The 21,005-nt window shown below is 44.4% G+C and carries 19 protein-coding genes; 6 read left to right on the forward strand and 13 right to left on the reverse strand.

Annotated features, from left to right (window positions below):
- Positions 1 to 16 precede the first annotated feature (16 nt).
- Together arcC and MHB72_RS21280 are read left to right on the forward strand one after the other, a co-directional pair.
- Positions 17 to 967 (forward strand): carbamate kinase, encoded by a 951-nt coding sequence (gene arcC / locus MHB72_RS21275; RefSeq protein ID WP_020453467.1) that lies wholly within the window; start codon positions 17 to 19, stop codon positions 965 to 967.
- 109 nt (positions 968 to 1,076) lie between these two features.
- Positions 1,077 to 1,754 (forward strand): Crp/Fnr family transcriptional regulator, encoded by a 678-nt coding sequence (locus tag MHB72_RS21280; RefSeq protein ID WP_020453468.1) that lies wholly within the window; start codon positions 1,077 to 1,079, stop codon positions 1,752 to 1,754.
- Positions 1,755 to 1,991: 237 nt separating this feature from the next.
- Here the strand turns inward: MHB72_RS21280 and MHB72_RS21285 are convergent, their stop codons facing one another.
- Genes MHB72_RS21285 through MHB72_RS21295 form a run of 3 tightly spaced genes read right to left on the reverse strand, consistent with a single transcriptional unit; the run spans position 1,992 to position 4,410 of the window.
- Complete coding sequence (locus MHB72_RS21285) at positions 1,992 to 2,729, reverse strand: ABC transporter permease (RefSeq protein ID WP_216919198.1); 738 nt, start codon at positions 2,727 to 2,729, stop codon at positions 1,992 to 1,994.
- Positions 2,730 to 2,740: 11 nt separating this feature from the next.
- Complete coding sequence (locus tag MHB72_RS21290) at positions 2,741 to 3,499, reverse strand: ABC transporter permease (RefSeq protein WP_216919196.1); 759 nt, start codon at positions 3,497 to 3,499, stop codon at positions 2,741 to 2,743.
- Complete coding sequence (locus MHB72_RS21295; protein WP_216919194.1) at positions 3,496 to 4,410, reverse strand: ABC transporter ATP-binding protein; 915 nt, start codon at positions 4,408 to 4,410, stop codon at positions 3,496 to 3,498. The genes MHB72_RS21290 and MHB72_RS21295 overlap by 4 nt, the downstream gene beginning before the upstream one ends.
- A 368-nt stretch (positions 4,411 to 4,778) precedes the next feature.
- Between MHB72_RS21295 and MHB72_RS21300 the strand changes: the two genes are divergently transcribed.
- On the forward strand, positions 4,779 to 5,501 hold the full coding sequence (locus tag MHB72_RS21300) for a response regulator transcription factor (RefSeq protein ID WP_216919192.1): 723 nt from the start codon (positions 4,779 to 4,781) through the stop codon (positions 5,499 to 5,501).
- Positions 5,498 to 6,907, forward strand: coding sequence for a sensor histidine kinase (locus tag MHB72_RS21305; protein WP_216919191.1), 1,410 nt, complete (start codon positions 5,498 to 5,500; stop codon positions 6,905 to 6,907). Before MHB72_RS21300 ends, MHB72_RS21305 begins: the two co-directional genes overlap by 4 nt.
- Before the next feature lie 60 nt (positions 6,908 to 6,967).
- Here MHB72_RS21305 and MHB72_RS21310 read toward each other — a convergent pair whose 3' ends face one another.
- The 5 genes from MHB72_RS21310 to MHB72_RS21330 all read right to left on the reverse strand — a co-directional run bounded on the left by MHB72_RS21310 (position 6,968) and on the right by MHB72_RS21330 (position 12,347).
- The gene (locus MHB72_RS21310; protein ID WP_216919189.1) at positions 6,968 to 8,407 is read right to left on the reverse strand and encodes a glycoside hydrolase family 1 protein; all 1,440 of its coding nucleotides are present in this window, start codon (positions 8,405 to 8,407) and stop codon (positions 6,968 to 6,970) included.
- Positions 8,408 to 8,430: 23 nt separating this feature from the next.
- Positions 8,431 to 9,750 (reverse strand): PTS sugar transporter subunit IIC, encoded by a 1,320-nt coding sequence (locus MHB72_RS21315; RefSeq protein ID WP_020453470.1) that lies wholly within the window; start codon positions 9,748 to 9,750, stop codon positions 8,431 to 8,433.
- A 157-nt stretch (positions 9,751 to 9,907) separates the two neighbouring features.
- Positions 9,908 to 11,299 carry a DUF4179 domain-containing protein gene (locus MHB72_RS21320; RefSeq protein WP_268489523.1) on the reverse strand — a complete coding sequence of 464 codons (1,392 nt, stop codon included), beginning with the start codon at positions 11,297 to 11,299 and terminating at the stop codon, positions 9,908 to 9,910.
- Positions 11,269 to 11,838: a sigma-70 family RNA polymerase sigma factor gene (locus MHB72_RS21325; RefSeq protein WP_216919184.1), complete on the reverse strand. Its 570-nt coding sequence runs from the start codon at positions 11,836 to 11,838 to the stop codon at positions 11,269 to 11,271. The genes MHB72_RS21320 and MHB72_RS21325 overlap by 31 nt, the downstream gene beginning before the upstream one ends.
- Positions 11,839 to 11,933: 95 nt before the next feature.
- A complete protein-coding gene (locus MHB72_RS21330; protein ID WP_020453473.1) occupies positions 11,934 to 12,347 on the reverse strand; it encodes a hypothetical protein in 414 nt (137 codons plus the stop codon).
- A 139-nt stretch (positions 12,348 to 12,486) separates the two neighbouring features.
- Between MHB72_RS21330 and pepT the strand changes: the two genes are divergently transcribed.
- Positions 12,487 to 13,719, forward strand: coding sequence for a peptidase T (pepT, locus tag MHB72_RS21335; protein WP_216919182.1), 1,233 nt, complete (start codon positions 12,487 to 12,489; stop codon positions 13,717 to 13,719).
- A gap of 138 nt (positions 13,720 to 13,857) precedes the next feature.
- Here the strand turns inward: pepT and MHB72_RS21340 are convergent, their stop codons facing one another.
- Genes MHB72_RS21340 through MHB72_RS21360 form a run of 5 tightly spaced genes read right to left on the reverse strand, consistent with a single transcriptional unit; the run spans position 13,858 to position 19,714 of the window.
- Entirely contained in the window at positions 13,858 to 15,336 is a 1,479-nt protein-coding gene (locus tag MHB72_RS21340; protein WP_340903906.1) for a glycoside hydrolase family 32 protein, read from the reverse strand.
- Between the two features lie 14 nt (positions 15,337 to 15,350).
- Positions 15,351 to 16,586 carry an MFS transporter gene (locus tag MHB72_RS21345; protein ID WP_035338021.1) on the reverse strand — a complete coding sequence of 412 codons (1,236 nt, stop codon included), beginning with the start codon at positions 16,584 to 16,586 and terminating at the stop codon, positions 15,351 to 15,353.
- Between the two features lie 34 nt (positions 16,587 to 16,620).
- On the reverse strand, positions 16,621 to 17,469 hold the full coding sequence (locus MHB72_RS21350) for a carbohydrate ABC transporter permease (protein WP_023856923.1): 849 nt from the start codon (positions 17,467 to 17,469) through the stop codon (positions 16,621 to 16,623).
- Positions 17,466 to 18,404 (reverse strand): carbohydrate ABC transporter permease, encoded by a 939-nt coding sequence (locus MHB72_RS21355; protein ID WP_075212861.1) that lies wholly within the window; start codon positions 18,402 to 18,404, stop codon positions 17,466 to 17,468. The genes MHB72_RS21350 and MHB72_RS21355 overlap by 4 nt, the downstream gene beginning before the upstream one ends.
- An 11-nt stretch (positions 18,405 to 18,415) precedes the next feature.
- Positions 18,416 to 19,714 carry an ABC transporter substrate-binding protein gene (locus tag MHB72_RS21360; RefSeq protein WP_216919178.1) on the reverse strand — a complete coding sequence of 433 codons (1,299 nt, stop codon included), beginning with the start codon at positions 19,712 to 19,714 and terminating at the stop codon, positions 18,416 to 18,418.
- 233 nt (positions 19,715 to 19,947) lie between these two features.
- On the opposite strand from MHB72_RS21360, the gene MHB72_RS21365 reads away from it, so the two are divergent.
- A complete protein-coding gene (locus MHB72_RS21365) occupies positions 19,948 to 20,922 on the forward strand; it encodes a LacI family DNA-binding transcriptional regulator (RefSeq protein WP_216919176.1) in 975 nt (324 codons plus the stop codon).
- The last annotated feature ends 83 nt before the right edge of the window (positions 20,923 to 21,005 follow it).

Raw genomic sequence — 21,005 nt, forward strand, 5'->3', positions numbered from 1 at the left:
CAGAGGTGATGATCAAATGAAAAAAAGAAAAATTGTCGTCGCACTTGGCGGTAATGCCATCCAAACCGGAGATGCCAGTGCAGAAGCGCAAAAGCGCGCGCTTGAAGAAACCGCCATGTATTTGGCGGATATGATCGACAGCGGCGCCGAATTAATCGTCACGCACGGAAACGGCCCGCAGGTCGGAAACCTGATGATTCAGCAAAAAGAGGCGGATTCCCCGAAAACACCGGCCATGCCGCTTGAAACTTGTGTTTCCATGACCCAGGGAATGATCGGCTATTGGCTGCAAAATGCTCTTGACCGGGCGCTGCATGCAAAAGGGAAAGGCGGACATGCGGCAACCGTCATCACCCGCGTCGCCGTCCGAGGCGATGATGAAGCATTCCGCAACCCGACAAAACCGATCGGTCCGTTTTACAGCGAAGAAGAAGCGAAAGAACTGATGAACAGCCGCAACGGCGGCCTCGTTTTTAAAGAAGACGCCGGAAGAGGCTGGCGCCGGGTCGTACCGTCTCCGGCTCCGGTATCGATCCTTGAACACGATGTTATCAATGATCTTGTCGAACACGGACATATCGTCATTGCGGCCGGCGGCGGAGGCGTTCCCGTCATTGAAAACGGCGATGCCGTCTCCGGTATTGACGCCGTCATCGACAAAGACTTTGCCGCCTGCAAACTGGCGGAACTTGTGCAGGCTGACGAACTGGTCATTCTAACAGGTGTCGACTATGTTGCCGTCGATTATTTAAAGCCGACAGAACGCGCGCTGAAACGCGTCACCACCGAAGAACTGAAAGGTTATATAAAAGAAAAGCAATTTGCAGAAGGAAGCATGCTGCCAAAAGTCAAAGCAGCCATCCAATTTGCCGAAGCCAAAAAAGGCAATAAAACGGTCATCACATCCCTGAAATTAGCCAAAGACGCTCTCCAAGGAAATGCCGGCACGATTGTCGAACAAGCCTAAAAGCAAAAGGAAGGGCTCGGGGAGGGTTCTTCCTTTTGCCAATCGTCAAAAACAAGTAAAATTTAAACTATATAGCCGCAACATAAGAAAATCGATAAGGGTGGTCCATATGAAGAACAAAGACATCGTACATCAACTGAAAAAGTTTCCTCTTCTCGCTTCCCTGAATAAAAGAGATCTGGAAGATATGAAACAGTTTATCTATTGGCGCACTTACCATAAAGGCCAGATATTATTTATGGAAGACGACCCCCGGGAACGAATGTACCTTCTTCTCGACGGCTTTATCAAACTCGAAAAATCAAACGAAGCTGGATCCATGTTTTATACCGACTATGTACGTCCTCATACCCTCTTTCCATTTGGAGGCTTGTTTCGGGATGAGCATTATCACTATGCCGCCGAAGCCTTAACAGATATTGAACTCTACTATATACCCATGAACATCTTCGAAGATCTCGTCCGGGACAACAAAAACCTGCTTTACGATATTCTCAATCATTTATCAGACATTCTTGCCCTCCACGAGGAAAGGCTGAAGCGCATTACACTCTCCCATGCACACGACAGGGTCACACAAGCCATTTACTATTTAACCGAAAGCCTCGGTCAAAAAGAAAGCAATTCAACCGTCATCAACTGTCCGATCACCGCTGCTGAAATTGCCAAAATCTCTGGGACATCCCGCGAAACCGTCAGCGCCGTCCTGAAAAAGCTCCGCTGCGAAGGCGTGATCAGTCAAATGAACAAGCAGATTATGATCAACCGGCCGGAGTATTTTATGTAAACGCGACAAAAAAAGTAAAACTGACGTATGATATCATTCCGTTTTCATCGGGATGATATCATAGAGAAATCATGTCCTGTCTCTTTTCTGCCTGCTTCAACCACATGTCATAATAGAATCCCTTTTTTTCTATTAATTCTTGATGCCGGAAGTTTACCAAAAGAAGTTAAGTGAATTTTAAACTTCATTTCTTAGATATCCTTAAGTTGTTGGAGGAAAATCATTCTTTTTCGTGACTTAAACCATATCCCTCCGTGAAAAATTTCTTACTCCAAGTACCGTAAACAGGATAAACAAAACAATTAATATACTGTAAAACAACGGATATGAGTCAATTGGCGACTCATCAGGAGGAGACATCCCCAGCATAGGCAGGGTCCAAGGATAAATTTGCCCTAATGGCGTATTGGCAGCTATTATGGCCGGCAGTGTGAATCCTATGCTGACCGCGAGCGGTATACCGAATGTCTTATACCTGATGGAGGTGATCAGCTGCAGCACGATAAGCGGAAGGCAGGCAATGGACCCTTGGACGACATATCCTAAAATTGCGAGAAACGGCAGACCTCCTTTTAAACCATTAAGGAACCCGAATAGAATAAAAAGTATGAATAAGATGCCCATCGTCGCAGCAACCATCATCACAACCATCACACTTTTCGCAAAGAAAACCCGCGACCTTAAAACCGGCAGGGCCAACAATTGCTTCCATCCTCCCCCTACATGTTCTCCTCTGCATACAAATGCAGCATATATACCTACAAGAATCGGCAATACAAAGGATCCCATAAAAACGGCAACCTGCGTCCAAGCTTCAACCCACTCGTTGTCACCCGGCTGCACAAACAGATGATAGTTATTTCGAAAGTTAGTGTAAGCCAATAGGACGCTAATAAAAGGGGCCAATACATACAACACCCACATTTTCGAACGCTTTAATTTCAACCTTTCAGCAGCTAATATATTTTTTAACATGGTACATCCTCCTACAGAACATCTCGCTTTTTAAAATGAAAGGTCCCAATGATCAAAAGCATCATTCCGACAAAAACATTAATTACGACAAAAGCCGATAGATCCGGATTGACTCCAAGTCCCTCATATTGCAAGATGATGGTCGATGACTGGCTCGGATAAGCGAGCGGAAACCACCGCGTCGTCATTCCGGCGGCTAAAAAGAGACCGACAATGGAACTGACCGTACCGATGAGAATTGCAAACGCCTGGTTTTTAAATGTGATGGACAGCCATAATTGAAAAGACATGATCGGCAATGCCGTCAGCAGCATAACATAACTATCCCCAAATAAAAGACCCCACGGTATCGGCCCTTCAAATCCCAAAGCCTTGCCCAGTACAACCATACCTATTGCAAATATGGTTGCAGTTAAGAGCAGACTGTTGAAAAGACAAATATATTTGCTTAAGTAAATCCCTACTCTTGATACTGGCAGAGACAGCGTTTGTTTCCACGAATTTGTCTGATGCTCTATATTTGCAATAATGGAGGCAATAATCGTTACGGCTAAAGGAAAACCCAGCCCAAACAGCATGCTGTTGTCAAAAAGCATATACTGCCACATAGAGGACGCCTTAAACATTTCAGCTTGCTTTTGGACATACTCTCCCCGGTAAGTTAAATTCAACAGCTCATAAGCCAGAACAACAAGGGGAACCAAGAAGACGACGATAAACAAAGAGGATCGCTTCAGCTTCAGGAGATCACCGCGCAGCACTTGTCTCATAAACTTCCCTCCGTACCTGTCAGCTCCAGGAAGATGTCTTCTAAAGACCGTTTTACTTCTTCTAATCTATAAACAGAGACTCCCGACTGTACCAGAATTCCGTTGATTTCTGAAACAAATTCAGGCGATGTTTCGCTGATCCACAAGTTTCCTTCCTGGAGTTTCACATGCAATCCCCGTTTCTGTATAATAGATTGGGCTTCATGAATATTATTCGCTCCAATCTTCAGGAGCGGTTTTTGTTTTTTCCTTAATTCTTCGATATCATCTTGGAAAATGAGCTTCCCGTTCATAATAATACCCACTTGTGTCGCCATCTGGTCAATCTCGCTTAATAAATGACTGGATACCAGCACGGTCATGCCATATTGATCAGGTAACTCCTTTATCAACTCCCTGATTTCGTGAATACCTGCGGGGTCCAGGCCATTCGTCGGTTCATCCAGCACCAGGAGATCAGGTTTGCTCATTAAAGCAGCCGCAATCCCTAATCTTTGCTTCATTCCCAGCGAGTACTCTTTCGCTAATCGATCAGCCACTTTCGCCAGACGCACAATCTCAAGCACTTCCGCAATCCGCGCCTCCGGCAAATCACGAACCCTGCGAATCACCTCGAGATTTTCCCTTCCGGTTAAATTTCCGTAATAAGACGGTGATTCAACTAGAGAACCGATTCTCCGCAGGATTTGCAGGCGATGTTTGCGGATATCCTGGCCAAATAGCTGAATATCTCCTTTTGTAGGCTTGATCAACCCTAACAGCATCCTGATCGTTGTGGTTTTTCCGGCACCGTTCGGTCCTAAGAAACCATATATTTGTCCTTTTTTTATTTTCATCTCCAACCCGCTGACCGATGTTTGTTTTCCAAATTTTTTTGTTAAATTTTTTGTTAATACGATATGTTGTTCCACTGTTCCTCACCTCATCTTTATCTTAGACTCATTTGCATTAATGCGCCTTAAACCCTTCCTAAACATTGCCTAAACACGGGAAAACAGCTGCTGCATCGCCAAAAAAGGAACCCGACAAATATATGCTATATAAAATAAGAGGCTGTTTTTCTTGTTAAGAAACAGCCTCTTGCAATATGAATGATGATGAAATTAGCAAATGCACTCAGAAGTGATTGTACATACACCGCCTCCGCCAGGCAATGTTAAGGAATATAGAAGTTTGAATTTTAAGAAAATTGAACATCACTTAAATTTCAGCCGCCATAACTTTCTTTGCCTGCTATTTCATGTGAAAATGAAAGCGTATCATTAATGGAGGTCATAAAATGGATCATTCTTTCGGACAATGCAAAGTGTTAATCGTTGATGATGACCAGCATATTTTAGACTTATTAAACGTGGTGTTTGAAAACGAAGGGTTCTCTGATGTCTTAAACGCCAAGAACGGAGAGGAAGCACTCCATCTTTTAAAACATCAAGAGCCGGATATCGTCCTGCTTGATGTGATGCTTCCGGATTCAGATGGATTCACTCTTTGCAATCAATTCCGCCAATTTACAAATATCCCCGTTCTTTTTCTTACAGCTAAAACGTCTGATTTGGATAAACTGCAAGGCTTTAGTTTTGGGGGAGACGACTACATTACCAAACCTTTTAACCCTCTTGAAATCGTTGCCCGTGTTAAAGCCCAGTTAAAACGATATAAAGATTTTACAACCTCATCATCCAAGCCGTCTTATAATTTCGGGGATTTTCAAGTAGATGAAATATCGGGGAAGCTGGTTGTTGATGGAATAAGAGTCGAGTGTCCGGCTCAGGAGTTTAAGCTTCTGCTGTATTTTTGCAACCACCCCAATCAAATCTTAAGCAAACAAAAGATTTACAGAGATGTTTGGGGAGAGTTTTATAATGGCGACAGTACGGTCATGGTACATGTTCGCCGGCTTAGAGAAAAAATTGAAAAAGATCCGAGCCGCCCAAAATGGATTAAGACGGCAAGGGGGCTGGGTTACATTTTTGAAGTTCAGCCGACAGGTGGAAAGCAATGAGGCTAAGAGATCGGATTGCTTTTCACTTTATATCCCGAATCATTCTCCTAATCGTTATTTGTATCGCTTTATTTGTGATCAGCACACTTTTTTTTACTTTTTTTCTCAATAATCGAGAGACGCATCAATCCCCGCTCTCTTTATCAAGCTTAGTTCGCCAAACATCCGTAAAAGATGGAAAAATATCAGTTGAAGCTGATACGATCAGACATTTAAAGGAATATCATATGTGGCTTCAGATTCTTGATGAAGAGGGAAACGAACTTTATTCATCCAACAAGCCAGGCAATATTCCCAGCCATTATATTCCCGGCGAACTTGTCTCGGATTATGTTTATCCCGCTAAAAAAGGCTTTCATCTTTCAACATGGTTTGATACGAAAGACAGCCAGACATTGACGTGGATATTGGGTGAACCATTTAAAGCTGACAACCCGTTTCTCTATTGGACAAACCAGCTGTGGATCCTTTCAATGATCATGATGGGGATTATTGTTGCGCTGTACTTCGGAAAACAGCTTGGCGCACCTTTGCTTTATATCGTTTCATGGATTGAAAATCTCTCCAAGGGAAAATATGCAGAGCCGGCATTTTCTTCGTTCATTCCAAAGAAAAAGAAAAAACCCGGATATAAGCTATACCAAGAACTAATGAATGCAATGAGCAATCTTACATATATCCTTCAGAAAAACAAATCGGAAAGCGAAAAACTGGAAAGAACACGGGAAGAATGGATGACAGGCGTATCCCACGACTTAAAGACGCCGTTGTCAGTGGTTAAAGGATACACAATTCTTTTATCATCTGAAAAACATGAATGGAATCAGGAAAAAGTACGGGATTTTGCAAACATAATGAACGAGCGGGTAGAGTATATGGAAGAATTAATAGAAGAATTCAACCTAACTTTCCGCTTAAAAAATGGTGCCCTCCCGATTCAAAAAGAAGAAAAAGACATTGTAGGCTTGTTAAGGGAAACTTTATCCGCATTACAAAGCTTGCCGGAATCGAAAGATAAACATTTCGAATTTCAGACGGACCGAGACGCAATTGCTTTTTATATGGATGAAAAATACATGCAGCGCGCCTTGGAAAACCTGATCGCCAACAGTATTAAGCATAACCCTACAGGGACTGAGGTAAAGGTCAGTATTCAGCAAGATGAATCTCTTTCTTTCACTATTTTAATAGAAGACAACGGAATCGGCATGGAAAAAGAAACATTGGAGCATTTATTTGATCGCTATTACAGAGGAACGAACGCCTCTTCAAACACTTCAGGGACTGGATTGGGCATGACGATTGCCAGACAGATCATTTATGCACACGAAGGTGATATTGAAATTTACAGTGAACCTGATCACGGTACTCAAATTAAGGTTATTTTTCCAACGAAGAGAGAATAAAGGGTACAGATCATAAGAAAGAATCATCCCGTTTTTGATCGGGATGATTTCTCTTTTTGTTTATTTATAGAGCAGATCCGGTTCTGTTTGAAACTGTCTGTTTTGAATGATTTCCCGATAAAAATGAGCGGATTTCTTCAGCGCCCGCTTGCGGCATTGCTCTAATTGAATCTCAACAAGGCCGTAGCGGTTTTTAAAGGCGTTCATCGGAGAGACGTTGTCCGTGAACGCCCAAAGCATATAGCCTTTGCAGTTTGCGCCGTCTGCGATCCCTTTCATTGCCTCTCGCAAATGGGCCGAAATAAAATCGATTCTGTAGTCATCCTGAATGACACCTTCTTCATTTTTAAAACGCTCCTCATGTCCGACGCCCATCCCGTTTTCCGCAATCAGCCATTCGATATTTCCGTACTCATGTTTGAGTCTCATCGCCATATCATAGACAATTTGGGGATAGATCTCCCATCCTCTGAATGGGTTCATTTTTCTGCCGGGCAGCTCAAAGTATTCATAGTAATAAGCGGGATGAAATGGCGTTGAGTCATTCCACTGTCTTGACGGAGCTTTTACACGGCGGGGGTAATAAAGGTTAATGCCGGCAAAATCTACTGTATGCTGTTTGATGATATCAAGATCCGCCTCATCATGGTCAAACAGAATATCGTGTTTAACCAAGAGCTCCATCAATTCATCTGGATAGGCGCCTTTGATGCTCGGATCCAAAAAAACCCTGTTAAAAAACAAATCATAGATGCGAGCCGCTTTTTGGTCATGAGGCGCGCTTGACCTCGCATAAGTAACCTCCGGATTCAAAATAACGCCGATTTTGGCGCCTTCCAGGCAATCGGACTTGCGGGCGTGAAAAAGCCGGACGCATTTCGCCGTCGCCAATGCCTTATTAAAATTCCATTGCATCCATTTTTTCGTGTTCTGCTCATATGGATATCGAATTGCATCAAGGAAAATCCGGGTTTGCGGGACAATCGGTTCATTAAAAGTAAACCAATATTTCACCCTGTCTCCATATCGTTCAAATACTTTTTTCGCATATGCCGCAAATAAATCTATGACATGTTTAGACCCCCACCCTCCGTATTTCTCCATTAAAACTGCGGGAATCTCATAATGTTCAAGGCAAATCATCGGTTCCACACCTGATGCAATCAGCTCATTGATGACATCATCAATATAGCCTGCGTACACTTCATCAACTTCTGCTGTTTCATAATCAATCAGAAAGCGGGACCAGTTAATCGATGTCCGGTAATGTGTCAAGCCGATCACTTTCATATGATGAATATCCTCTTTATAGCGGTTATAAAAATCGGTTGCCACAGCCGGTCCGTATCCGTTATGCCATACATGCGGGTCATTCTTGTACCACATATCCAAATAAGAATCCTGTGTCGGCCGCTTCCCGGTCCACCCCTCTGTCTGCCACGCCGACGCTGCTGCGCCGAGAATAAAATCGGCGGGAATCTTCCACGTTTGTCTCGCCATTTCGTTCGCTCCTTTCAACGCCTTTACATGGAAACATTTTTTTCAGAATTGACCGTAAGGCTTCGATTCATCAACATCACAAACGGAAGATAAATAAGGGCAGAGACGATGATGCATACGATTTGTGTGACGACGGCGCCGAGGCTTCCTCCTGTCGACAGCCAGGCATTGATAATCGGCGGTGTCGTCCACGGCACCATGACAACGGCTTTTCCGGCAAAGCCCGCCGCTGTCGCGATGTAACCGATCGCCCCCGTCACAAGCGGCGTCACAATAAAAGGAATCGCCATTAACGGATTCAGCATGACGGGAACCCCGAAGATCACCGGTTCATTGATATTGAAGATGCCGGGACCAAACGAAATTTTTGTAATGCTGCGCAAATCCTCCCGTTTCCCCGCGATAAAAATCGCGATCAACAGGCCGATCGTGACGCCGGATCCGCCGATGCTCATGTACACATCCCAAAACGGCATCGTAATGATATTCGGAATCGATTCGCCGGCAGCGTATGCATTCATATTGACGGTAATCGAAGCGAGCAGCAAAGGCTCCCTGATCGGCTTCACCATCTGGTTTCCGTGTATGCCGATGACCCAGAAAAACTGTGCGACAAACACTAGCAGCAAAATGCCGGGAAGGCCTTGAATCGCACCCTCAAGCGGTTTTTGCACGACATTGTACACAGCTTCATGAAGGTATACGCCCGTCAGCCGATGAAAAGCAAATCCGAAGCTGGCGATGATCGTGACCGTAATAATCGAAGGAAATAAAGTGCCGAAAGAGACAGAGACATTGGCCGGCACGCTGTCCGGCATTTTAATTTTGAGCCGGTCCATGCTCGAAAGCTTGCTGAAGATTTCAACAGACACAATCGAAATAAACATCCCTAAAAACAGTGACTTCGGATCCGTAAATTCCTTGGCCAGCACGTTAACCACTTCCTGCATCGAACCGTTCACTTCCAACAGCACCGTCGATGGAATGACAGAGATATAGGACATCAGCGCCATCAAGCCGGGAAAAAATGATTCATGCCCATTCAGCTTCCCGAGCTCAATCCCGATCAAAAACACTGCGCCGATCGTAATAAAGTTCAGCGTCGCATAATTGATCGACGCCATAATCGGCTCAAGCGCAGACAAGAACCGAAAAGGCTCGAAAACCGCAAGTCCCGTCTCGGGGCTCATCACCATATTCTGCATCAGAACCGCAAACGCCCCGGCAATGATGACCGGCATCAGCGTAACAAACGCCGACTTAATGACCATGATATATTTGAAGCTTGTAATTTTAAAAGCGACCCGCTCAAACATCTCGGTCACCTTCGCCATCCTGCTCATTTACTCTCCCCCTTTTTTTGGTGGTTTGCTTTTACTTTACAATGAAAACGCTTTCTTTTTGGTGCATATTTTTTCCTTTGGGAGAGGAAATTTTTCAGGTTGGGAGGCCATCAAAGCAGACAACCCGCCGTTTCACTGAAACAGCGGGTCATATATTTTACTGTGGCAATTGCACTTTGATCGGCTTGAACGGTGTGGAATAAAATGCACTTAAATAACCAAACTCGACATCAAGCGAATATTGGTCAAGACTGAAGTTTTTCGCTCCAAATTCACCATCTAACGTAAAGTCTGAACGGAATCGAAGTTTTTCAGGATCTAGCACTTTTGTAAAATTACCTTTTACGCTGTGTCCCTCCGGCGCCTCGTCAAAGCCTTTATAAGCCGAATCAACCAGCGACATCGTTTCTAAAAAATTTTGCATGCTGTCCATATCGATCTTAGATTGATCGACATGTTTCAAATGATAGTCGACAGACAGTTTGCTGCCGTTTTGTTTCACCTGATCAACGGCAATCTGGAAATCATGACGGTCAGCGCTCAGCACGGCGGGCGTTTTTGTGAGTGGCAGCGTTTTTTCGGAATCGCCCATACTGCTGCTCGCCTCAATCTTGAGGTATTTTGTTCCTTTATTCACTTTTTCAAGGATCAGCCTTTCTTCGTGACGAACCTTGTTTCCTTTCTTTGTACTGTCTGTCGTCCACTGCCCTCCACTTATATAAGGGATTTCGTTTCCTTTATCATCGGTCACTTTCATAATCGATGTACGATCGTTTGGATGTTCCTCTGAATTCGATACTTCATAGTCGATGACAGTCGATTCTTTTCCGAGAATTACCGTTTTTACGGCGAGCTTATGGCCATCAACCGATTGTGTATTGTTTTTGGTTATGTTCAGCTTTTTATATGGCAGTTTATCAACCGGAATGTCGAACTTCCATTTCCCTCTGATTCCGTTAATATCTGTGATCGTAACCGGGAGTGTCAGTTTATCGGGAATATGTTTGTCTGGATAGCCCATTTGAATGTAGCCGGTATAGCCATCCTCTGTTTTCTTTATGTCTCCTTGAGAAGCGATCGCCCATTTGCGCTCGCCATTAAATAATGTGAAATGAATCATTCTCGCTCCATCATCTAAATCTTTTCTTGTATCACTTTGCACCTTAAACGTCATACCGATGATTCCACCGTCAAAATAAACGCTTGTCGCCGTCACGTCTATGTTGTTGCTGGACGCTTTCTCGTTCAGTTCAGTGACAAGCTGGCCCGCCACCAAGTTTTGACCGACATAGTCATGGAATTGTTGATACGCTTTCCCAAACAGCGGGACGTCAGCTAACACGCTTTGTATCGCTGGGGAAACGAAGCCGCTGCCGAGAAGGAGCACAGCGGCCGCGCCTGAAACAAAAATGGTTCGTTTCACGGCGTGCTTCGGCCGAAACCTTTTTTCCCGCTTGGCCCGATTGATGCCTTTATCGATTGATTCGCGGATTTCTTTTGTAGGAACATTGATCTTGTTTACTTCGTTTTTGAACCATTGTTTGTCCATGCGTCTTCTCCCCCAGTCAGTAGTTGTTTTAATTCAAGCTTCGCTCTTTTCAAATAGGTCTTAACGGTTCCTTCAGGAGCATTCATCACCTCGGCGATATCATGTATCGGCAGGTCGTGATAATAAAATAGAATGATGGCGGTATGATATTCTTTTCGCAACCGCTGAACGGCTTCAAGCATCCCCATTCTGTCGTCCGCATCCATCTCCTGCTCCTGGCCTTCATCCTGCAGCGGCCTGTCCATTAAAACCACTTTCTTTTTCTTGTCTAATAAGGCATATGCATGATGAATGAGGATTTTCGTCAGCCATGTCAAAAAGTATTCGGGATTCCTCAGCTGGGCAATCGATAAAAATGCCTTGTACGCCGTCTCCTGAACGATATCTAACGCGTCCTCCTTATTTCGCACATATATGTAAGCTGTTCTGTAAAGCTGATCACTGTGCTTTTGAAACAGCGTTTCAAAAGCTTTGGCATTGCCTGCGACAGCTTTCTTAACTAATCTGATTTGCTTCACTGTTGCGCCTCCTTCAAACATTAGAGAAGAGAATGGATGAGAAAAGTTTCAAAAGGACGGAATTTTTTCTCTGCATTAAAAAAATCCGCTATTTCATCGAAAATAGCGGATTCTATTTACTTCTTTGTCAGCGTCACTTTAGAAGTTCCGGTTTGGCCGTGCGGTTCCTGTTCATATTTAAGCTCTTCCCTCAGTTCATTCATACTTGATCGTTTGATTCGATAGACGGCTTCAAGCCGAACCAAATATTCGGCCCTTGTTTTGAAAGCATGAATGATTGAGATGATCCAAACGATAAGCAAGGCTTTCATAGCCAAATCGAAAAGGAACGTTCTGGCTGTAAAAGCAGCGAATAAAACAGCCGCTGCATATCCGATCCCGGCAAATAACCATTTTCTTTGTTTCGTTCGTGCTGCGATATAAATAAATGCAAACCAGCTTAAAAATCCAAAAGGAACCCATGTGAACACAAGCCAGAAAGAATGTGCAAACTCCCATTTTGTTCCTTCATTTGTATAACCTTTAGCCATTGTGATACTCCCTTACAATTGTAATGATCCTTTAGAACTATATTATACTAAATTTTCCTATACAGGAATAAAAGTTTTCGATTCGCCCGCCATGAATGATAAGATAAACATAAAACCAACAATTGGAGATGAAGGAAACATGAAGAACAAACTGATTGAACGTCTCATTTCTTATGCGAAAGTGGATACGCAGTCAAACGAAAACAGTCAGACGACGCCTTCCACTCCCGGGCAGCTGACGCTCGCCAATATGCTTGTTGAAGAGCTGAAAGAGATCGGCATGAAGGACGTCACAATCGATGAAAACGGCTATGTGATGGCGACGCTTCCTTCGAATACGGAAAAAGAGGTGCCGACGATCGGCTTCCTGGCTCATGTGGATACAGCAACAGATTTTACCGGAAAGAACGTCAATCCGCAGGTTATCGAACAATACGACGGAAAGGACATTGTGCTGAATGAATCTCTCAATGTCGTCTTATCGCCCAAGGAATTTCCCGAGCTTGCAGATTATGCGGGACATACATTGATCACTACCGACGGAACGACTTTGCTCGGCGCCGATAATAAAGCGGGAATCTCTGAAATCATGACGGCAATCGAATATTTAATTGCGCACCCCGAAATCAAACACGGGAAGATCAGAGTCGCTTTTACGCCTGATGAAGAGATCGGCAGAGGGCCCCACAAGTTTGACGTAGAGGCGTTCAACGCCACATTCGCGTATACGGTTGACGGCGGACCGCTCGGCGAACTGCAGTACGAAAGCTTCAATGCTGCAGCCGCGAAAATCACTTGTAAAGGAACGAACGTCCACCCCGGCACAGCAAAAGGAAAAATGGTCAATGCCGCCAAAATCGCGATGCAGTTTCACGCCGGACTTCCGGAAAACGAAGCTCCTGAATTTACAGAAGGTTATGAAGGCTTCTACCATCTGCTTTCGATCAAGGGCGATGTCTCTGAAACCACTCTCTCCTATATCATCAGGGATTTTGACAGAGACCGATTTAACGAGAGAAAAGAAACCGTCCAAAAAATTGCAAACGACCTTAAAGCCAAATACGGCGAAAACAGCATCACAGTAGACATGAATGATCAATATTACAACATGAGGGAAAAAATCGAAGCGGTCAAAGAGATTGTCGACATTGCCTATGAAGCGATGAAAAATCTGGACATCGAGCCGGTTGTGAAACCGATCCGCGGCGGTACAGACGGCTCCCAGCTCTCATACATGGGGCTTCCTTGTCCGAACATTTTTACAGGCGGGGAAAACTTTCACGGAAAATACGAGTATATTTCCGCCGACAATATGGTAAAAGCCGCGAATGTCATCGTGGAAATTGTGAAGCTGTTTGAAGAAAGAGCGTAATATGAAAAAAAGCGGAAAGCGGCTGCAAGACACGACAGCCGCTTTTTTGTCAGATCAATCTTTATCTGCGCTTTGCCGATATAAGAACATGTTTCGGGTTAAAGCCGATTAACGTCTCACCGATGCAAAAAATTCTGCTCATTCGGCTTCATCGCCTTTCCAAATATCTTTCAACGTCCAGTAAGTGAACTCTTCGACCCGTACATTGCCTTTCTCAGAAAACAGCTCAATCCCGGCTCTTCCTTCTTTGGGATATATGCGGCTGGTCATTGTCGCTTCACCATGGTTTGCAAATACTTCAATAGACGATCTGTCAAGAAACAGATGCAAGGTGAGCTTCTCCTCCGCTTCAAGCCGTACATTTCTCACACCGTCCCGCGCTTTGCCGGACTTTGAACAGTCGAGCGTCAGCTTTTGATCAACCAAGCTGTACTGGATGATTGTCTCTTCCTGTTCAATCCCCCGAATCTTTAAGCCAACCGTTTCGGCACTGCAAATTGTCAAATCAAAAACGGCCACCACTTCAAGAAGCTTTTCGGCTGTCTTTATTAAATAGCTGCCGGAAATCGATTGATTGGCACATTCATGATGTTCCGATTCACGAAGTAATTGAGTCTCCTCAACCGGATTCATTAAAATTTTGTGATCATTCTTCAACGTCAATTCACGCGGCAAAGTTAAAGCCCCGCACCATCCGTCCGCTTTCGTCGGCATCTCTGACTCCCACATATCCATCCAGCCAATCGCAATTCTGCGCCCTTTGTCATCCAACAAAGTTTGCACGGCATAAAAGTCATGGCCATGGTCCAATTCCTTAAAGGAGCCATGTACAAACTCATTCGTGCCTTCATCATAATCTCCAATCAAATAGCCTGTTTGATACAGATTCTGATATGAATCACCATCCGCCTCTATACCCTGAGGAGAAATCAGCAAAATGTGTTTGCCGTCTAATTCAAAGAAATCCGGACATTCCCACATAAAGCCGAGATTCCCGTCGCTTTGGGCGAGGACGCCTGCATATTCCCAATCTACAAAGTTAGGCGAGCGATATAAAATGACCCGACCGACATTTTCTTTTGAGGCGTTTCCGATCACCATATACCAGGTCTCACCATGCCTCCATACTTTCGGATCGCGAAAGTGGCGGGAGCTGTCTTCCGGCGGCTCTGCGATGACAGGGTTTTCTTTCAGTTTTTCAAAGGTGATACCATCTTTGCTGACTGCTATATTCTGATTTTGATAGAAATCGTCTTTCTCTTCATCTATCATATTATGCCCTGTATAAATTAAAGCAAGGTCGCCGTTATATTCGACTGCGCTTCCTGAGAAGCAGCCGCTCCCATCAAATGCATCGCCAGGGGCTAAAGCGATCGGCAAGTGTTCCCAGTGAATAAGATCCCTGCTCTTCAAATGGCCCCAATGCATCGGACCCCAATTCTCATCATACGGATGATGTTGATAAAAGACATGATACTCCCCTTTATATTGAATCAGTCCGTTTGGATCATTTATCCAGTTTGCCCGGGGCATCATGTGATAGCCCATTCGGTATCGGTGATTCACTTTTTTTCCGGCTTTCTTCAATGCTTCTTCTGCCTGGTGAATTCTATTCATCTGTGACACCCTTTCTATATATGCTTTCTTTGTAGACTTTGAGCAAATTCAACGTCTTTCTTTGAGTCTAGCAAGGTAAAAATCGAAATAATGGTGAAACAAAGGACCATTGCTCCCATGATAAGATAAGTGTGGCGAAATCCGATGCTGTCGTATAAGCCTCCCGCAAGCGGCGAAAAAATCGACGTGCCTACCTGGGATGCGAATTGAAAGCCGACAAGATAAAGTACGGATGAAAGACGATTATCAAAATTAGTCGCCAAATATTTAAACACCGCAATCAGCATAATCGGCAATTCTAAAGCATGAATGAGTTTCATCGATGAAATTCCGACCGGTCCGCTGACAAGTCCGGAGCCGATAATGCGGAAAGCCATTAACAGCCCCGCTAAAATCAAACTTTTTTTAGGACCAAGCTTATTGACGATGAAAGGCGCAAGAAACATCATGCCCGCTTCAATGAATACTTGGAATGAGTTAAGGTATCCAAATATTTGGTTCCCCAGAGCCGGAGTCGGAAATAAGGAAGCGTAGTAAAGCGGGAACTGCTGGTCATAGACGCCGTATACGCAAGTTACGCCGATCACGTACAACATCAAAAACCAGAAATCTTTTAAGAGAAAAAGCCCTCCCACGTCTTTTAATCCGACCGAGTCTGCCCTTTCCTTTTCATAATCTGTCATCTCAATTTTTACGGAAACAATAATGGCTACCAATATGACTGCTGAAACGGAAGCAACCCAGAAGTTGATATTCGGGTCGATATTGAACAGCTGACCTGCAAAAAATGTCGCCGCAGCCCAGCCGAGGGATCCCCACATCCTTGTTCTTCCATATTCAAAGTGATATTTGCGGCTGACCTTTTCAATAAAGGTTTCAATCGCGCCGATTCCGGCGAGAAAAGCAGTTCCCAAATAAATTCCGCCGACGATAGCCCCGAGAAAGACATTGTATTGTAAAAGCGGTCCGTAGACGAAAATATAAAAGGGACCCGTAAATACGAGAAGCAAGCTGATCATAAATAATATGTTTTTCTTCAGACCGAGCTTATCAGAGATAAAACCGTACAAAGGCTGCATGCACAAAGTAAAGATAGCGTTTACAGAAAAGATAATGCCTGTCGCGGACCCGTTCAAATTGATTTCTTGCCCTAACCAAATCGCAAATAAAGAATAGCTGGAAGACCAAGTAAAAAAGAAAAAGAAAAAATAAGCGCTTAGTTTCCAATACAGACTGTTTGAGCTTTTCATTTTCATTTGCTCCTTTAACCCGATTTGGATATATCTATTTGATGCCTGTCCCTGAACCGCCCAGGCCATCTAAAATGTAGCGTTGGGCTACAATGTAGATCAGAATCAGCGGAATCGTGGAAATCGTCAGGACAGCCATTACCTGGTTCGTATAAACCGGCTCGGTGCTGTTGATGGCTGTAATCGCCACCTGGATCGGAAATTTCGACTTATCCGTCAAAACCATCAGCGGCCAAATATAGTCATTCCAGCTGCCGATAAAAGCCAATGTCCCCACCGTAGCAACAGCCGGTTTCGACATCGGGAGCATCACCCGCCAGAAAATCTGCCATGTATTGGCTCCGTCCAGCTTGGCCGACTCAATCATCTCCCCCGGGATCGCCATGAAAAAGTTTCGGAACAAATAAATATTGAAAGCCCCGGCAAGCGCCGGCAAAATCACGGCAAGGCGCGTATCAACAAGTCCGAGCTTATGAACAATTGTAAACTGCGAGATTAAAATCGTTTCCATCGGCACGATTAAAAGCGCCAGCAATATGGTAAACAGCACTTTTTTACCTGTGAATTGCAGCTTGGCGAATGCGAAGCCCGCCATTCCGTTGATAATGACCGCTCCCGCTGCCACACACAAACCGTAAAACAGACTGTTACCGATATACATTAGTAAATCAAACCGTGACAGCACTTCCCTGTAGGATTGAAACCATTCCGACGGATGAAAAGACGGGAGAAACGCTTTAATGCTGCTGATATTGTTGTAAATATCGGCTTCCGGTTTCATCGATGAAGCGACCATCCAAATCAGCGGAAATATAAACAGAACCGCCAGCAAAACAAGGCATATATATTCCAGTATCGTTAAAGGCCCGAATTTCCTTCTCATCCGCCTTCATCCTCCTTCACCAGCTTGCGCTGCGCAAGCGTCACCAATCCAATTATCGTGCCAAACAAGAGCGCAATTGAACTTGCATAGCCGACCATCCGATCGGTAAATCCCGTTTGATAAATATAATAGACAACTGTCATCGTTGAATTGACCGGTCCCCCCTGGGTCATGACCATTGGCTGCACGAGGAGCTTAAACGCACTGATCAGCGTTGTAATAAAGATAAAAATCGACGTCGGTTTCAACAAAGGCAATGTAATATAAATAAACCGCTGCCATTTATTCATACCATCCAATTGCGCCGCCTCGTAGACATCTCCGGGAATGTTTTGCAGGCCCGCTAAAAAAATCAGCATCTGAAATCCCGCTCCCTGCCAGACTGAAACGAAAACAATTGTAAAGATCGCCTGTTCAGGACTTGTCAAAAACGGCTGTGGCGGTAAACCGACATGCGTCAGTACGTTATTGATCATTCCTTCATTCGGATTCAGCAAGTACAGCCACAAAACGGAGATGACAACAAGCGACATGACGACGGGGCTAAAGTATGCGACTTTGAAAAACGTATTGGCCTTGCGCTTTTTATTCAACAGAAGGGCCAGCCCGAGAGCGGCCCCGATCTGTAATGGAATCACAAGGACAACAAATTTCAATGTGTTGCTCAAACTTTTCAAGAAAATAGGGTCTTTGAACAATTTGATAAAGTTGTCAAAACCGACAAACTTGCGCAGGTCAGGTGTTAACAAATAATAATCTGTAAATGCGTAGTAAACCGCCATAATCGAAGGAATCACGAGAAACACTGACAAAATCAGCAAGGCCGGACCTAAAAATGTATAGGCCAGCACATTGTCCCGCCACCCTATTTTATTGGCAGGGGTTTTTTTCAGCAGAAAAGCCGTCCTTGCTTCTTTCAACGGAATTTTATTCATGGCTCCACCTTCTAGTTTGCCTTATCAATGGCTGATTGCATTTCTTTTGCACGCGTATCCAGCACCGATTGAATATCCTGATGCTGATCAAAGAAGCTGATGTCATCGATCGCTTGCTGAAATGCGCGTGTCACCTGTGGATATGCCGGTGTCACCGGTCGTGCATGCCCCGTTTCTTTCAGCTGCTGCAAGAAGACATTCATTTCATCTGAGAATTCCTTTGCCATCACTTTCTCTGATGAATAGCGCACAGGCAGCGCGGCGATCGAACGGCTCAATTCCAGGTTGGATTCCTTGTTTGTCATCCAATCGACCAATTTTGCCGCCCATTCCTTGTTTTCAGACGTCTGTGTCATGGCGAACTGCCAGCTTCCTGAAGGGGACACAAGCTTTTTTGTTTTTGGCGAAACAGGGTACGGCATCACACCATAATCGACATTAGGGAAATTTGTTTCCATGTCGGTTACCGTCCAGACACCGCTCATTTTCATCGGATATTTTTCCGTTTCAAACGCCTGCTTAACCGGAGTCCGGGTCGTGTAACCCTCCTTCAGCATTGTTTGAATAAATGTCATCGCTGCAACGGTCGGTTTGTCGTTAAAAACACCCTCCGACTTCTTGCCGTCTTTTGAAAGGACATCACCGCCAGCCGACCAAACAAATGGCAAAAGCGCATAAGTCAGCATTTCGTCTTTTGACTGCAACTGCATATCGATGGCCGGTTTGTCATATTTATTTTTCAGCTTTTTGCAAAGCTCAAGAAATTCGTCCCACGTCCATGGATTCTCAACCGTTGGCAGCGTTTTCAAGTCAACGCCGGCATCCTTCAGCATTTTTTTGTTATAGTAAATACCGACCGACGATTCGCTGACGCCGATCGCATACAGTTTCCCTTGGTAGGTTCCCTGTTGCTTAATGCTCGGCAATAAATCATCCTGGTCTTTGATATACTCATCCAATGGCGCAATTACGCCAGATTTCGCATAAGCCGCCGTATTCGGTCCGTCCAAAGTGATCACATCCGGCAAGGTGTTCGTTGTCAGCGCCGCGTTCACTTTGTCTTCATATCCGCCGCCGTTTCCGCTTCTGGGGATGAAATCAATTTTTGCCTTGACGTTTTCGGAGGCATACTTTTTATTAAAAGCGTCCACCCGCTTTTGATAGACCTTTCCTTCTTCACTATCATCAGATACGTGCACCCACATCGTAAGCGTTTTCCCATCTTGGCTATTTGCACTTTTGCTATTGCTGCAGCCCCACATCGCAAACATCAGTAACAATGAAAAAATTCCGAAGAGCCACCTTTTCATCTTTGTCACTTCCCCCCATTTTTCATAAATCAACAGATAAAAGCGCTTTCAAGTGAATTGTATGTCAACCGGTTTCATATGTCAACCGGTTGACATATTTTTTCCCCAATTATTCATCCCGGTACATTTCTCAGAATCATGGCATTTTCTTGCACATATCAGTCCGATTCTCTAAAATAAGTGCGTGACGAGAATTGTAAGCCATTTCAGTAAACTAGCAGGGGGAAAAGGGAATGAAGCCTAGCATTCACGACGTTGCAAAAAAAGCGGGAGTTTCACCAACAACCGTATCGCGCGTATTAAATAACCGCGGCTATATTAGTGAAAAAACAAAAGAAAAAGTCTATAAAGCGATGGAAGAAATCAATTACTTTCCAAACGATTTGGCCCGCTCTTTATTTCGTAAACGAACTCATTTAATAGGGCTCATCATCCCTAACTCCAGCAACCCGTTTTTCGGCGAACTGGCCTTTCATATTGAGAGCATCTGCGCTGCCATGGGCTACAAACTGCTGCTTTGCAACAGCTTGAACCGCAAAGACAAAGAAGAAAAATACTTGGAAATGCTGATGCGAAATCAAGTGGACGGCGTCATCGCCGTGACCTACAACAGGGGAATCTTAAACTATCATCGGCAAAACCTGCCGATTGTCGCCATCGATCATTACTTATCGGAAACGATTCCCGTCATTGGCTCTGATAACTATGACGGAGGAAGAAAAGCGACAGAACTGTTAATTGCAAAAGGCTGCCGGCACATCATCCATCTCAACGGACCAATTGAGCTGAAAACACCGGCAAATCTTAGACGAAAAGCATATGAAGATGTGATGCGACAACACGGAAGGCAGCCGATTACATATGAGGTTCCCTTTCATCAAAATTACCGGGAAATCATCTCAAAACTGTTTGATGAACAGCCTGCGGCTGACGGCATTTTTGCCAGCGATGACCTCATGGCCGCTACAGTCATCACCGAAGCAAAAAAACGCCGAAAAGACATTCCCGGGCAATTAAAGGTGATCGGCTACGACGGAACGGAAGCCGTTCAGTCCATCCTCCCGGAATTGACAACCATCCAGCAGCCGATTGAACTCATTTCCAAGACGGCCATCGAGATTTTGTCCAAAGCCATCGAAGGCGAATTCGATGATTTACCGCTGGAAACCTATTTGCCCGTACAGCTTTTAGAAGGAGAGACGACTTAAATGAATCGCACAAAAAAAGGAGACATTGACGTCTCCTTTTTCCATACATATCCTGATCTATCCAATTGTTAAAAATATAAAAT

The sequence above is a fragment of the Bacillus sp. FSL K6-1284 genome (assembly GCF_038002625.1).
Taxonomy (GTDB): Bacteria; Bacillota; Bacilli; order Bacillales; family Bacillaceae; genus Bacillus; species Bacillus paralicheniformis.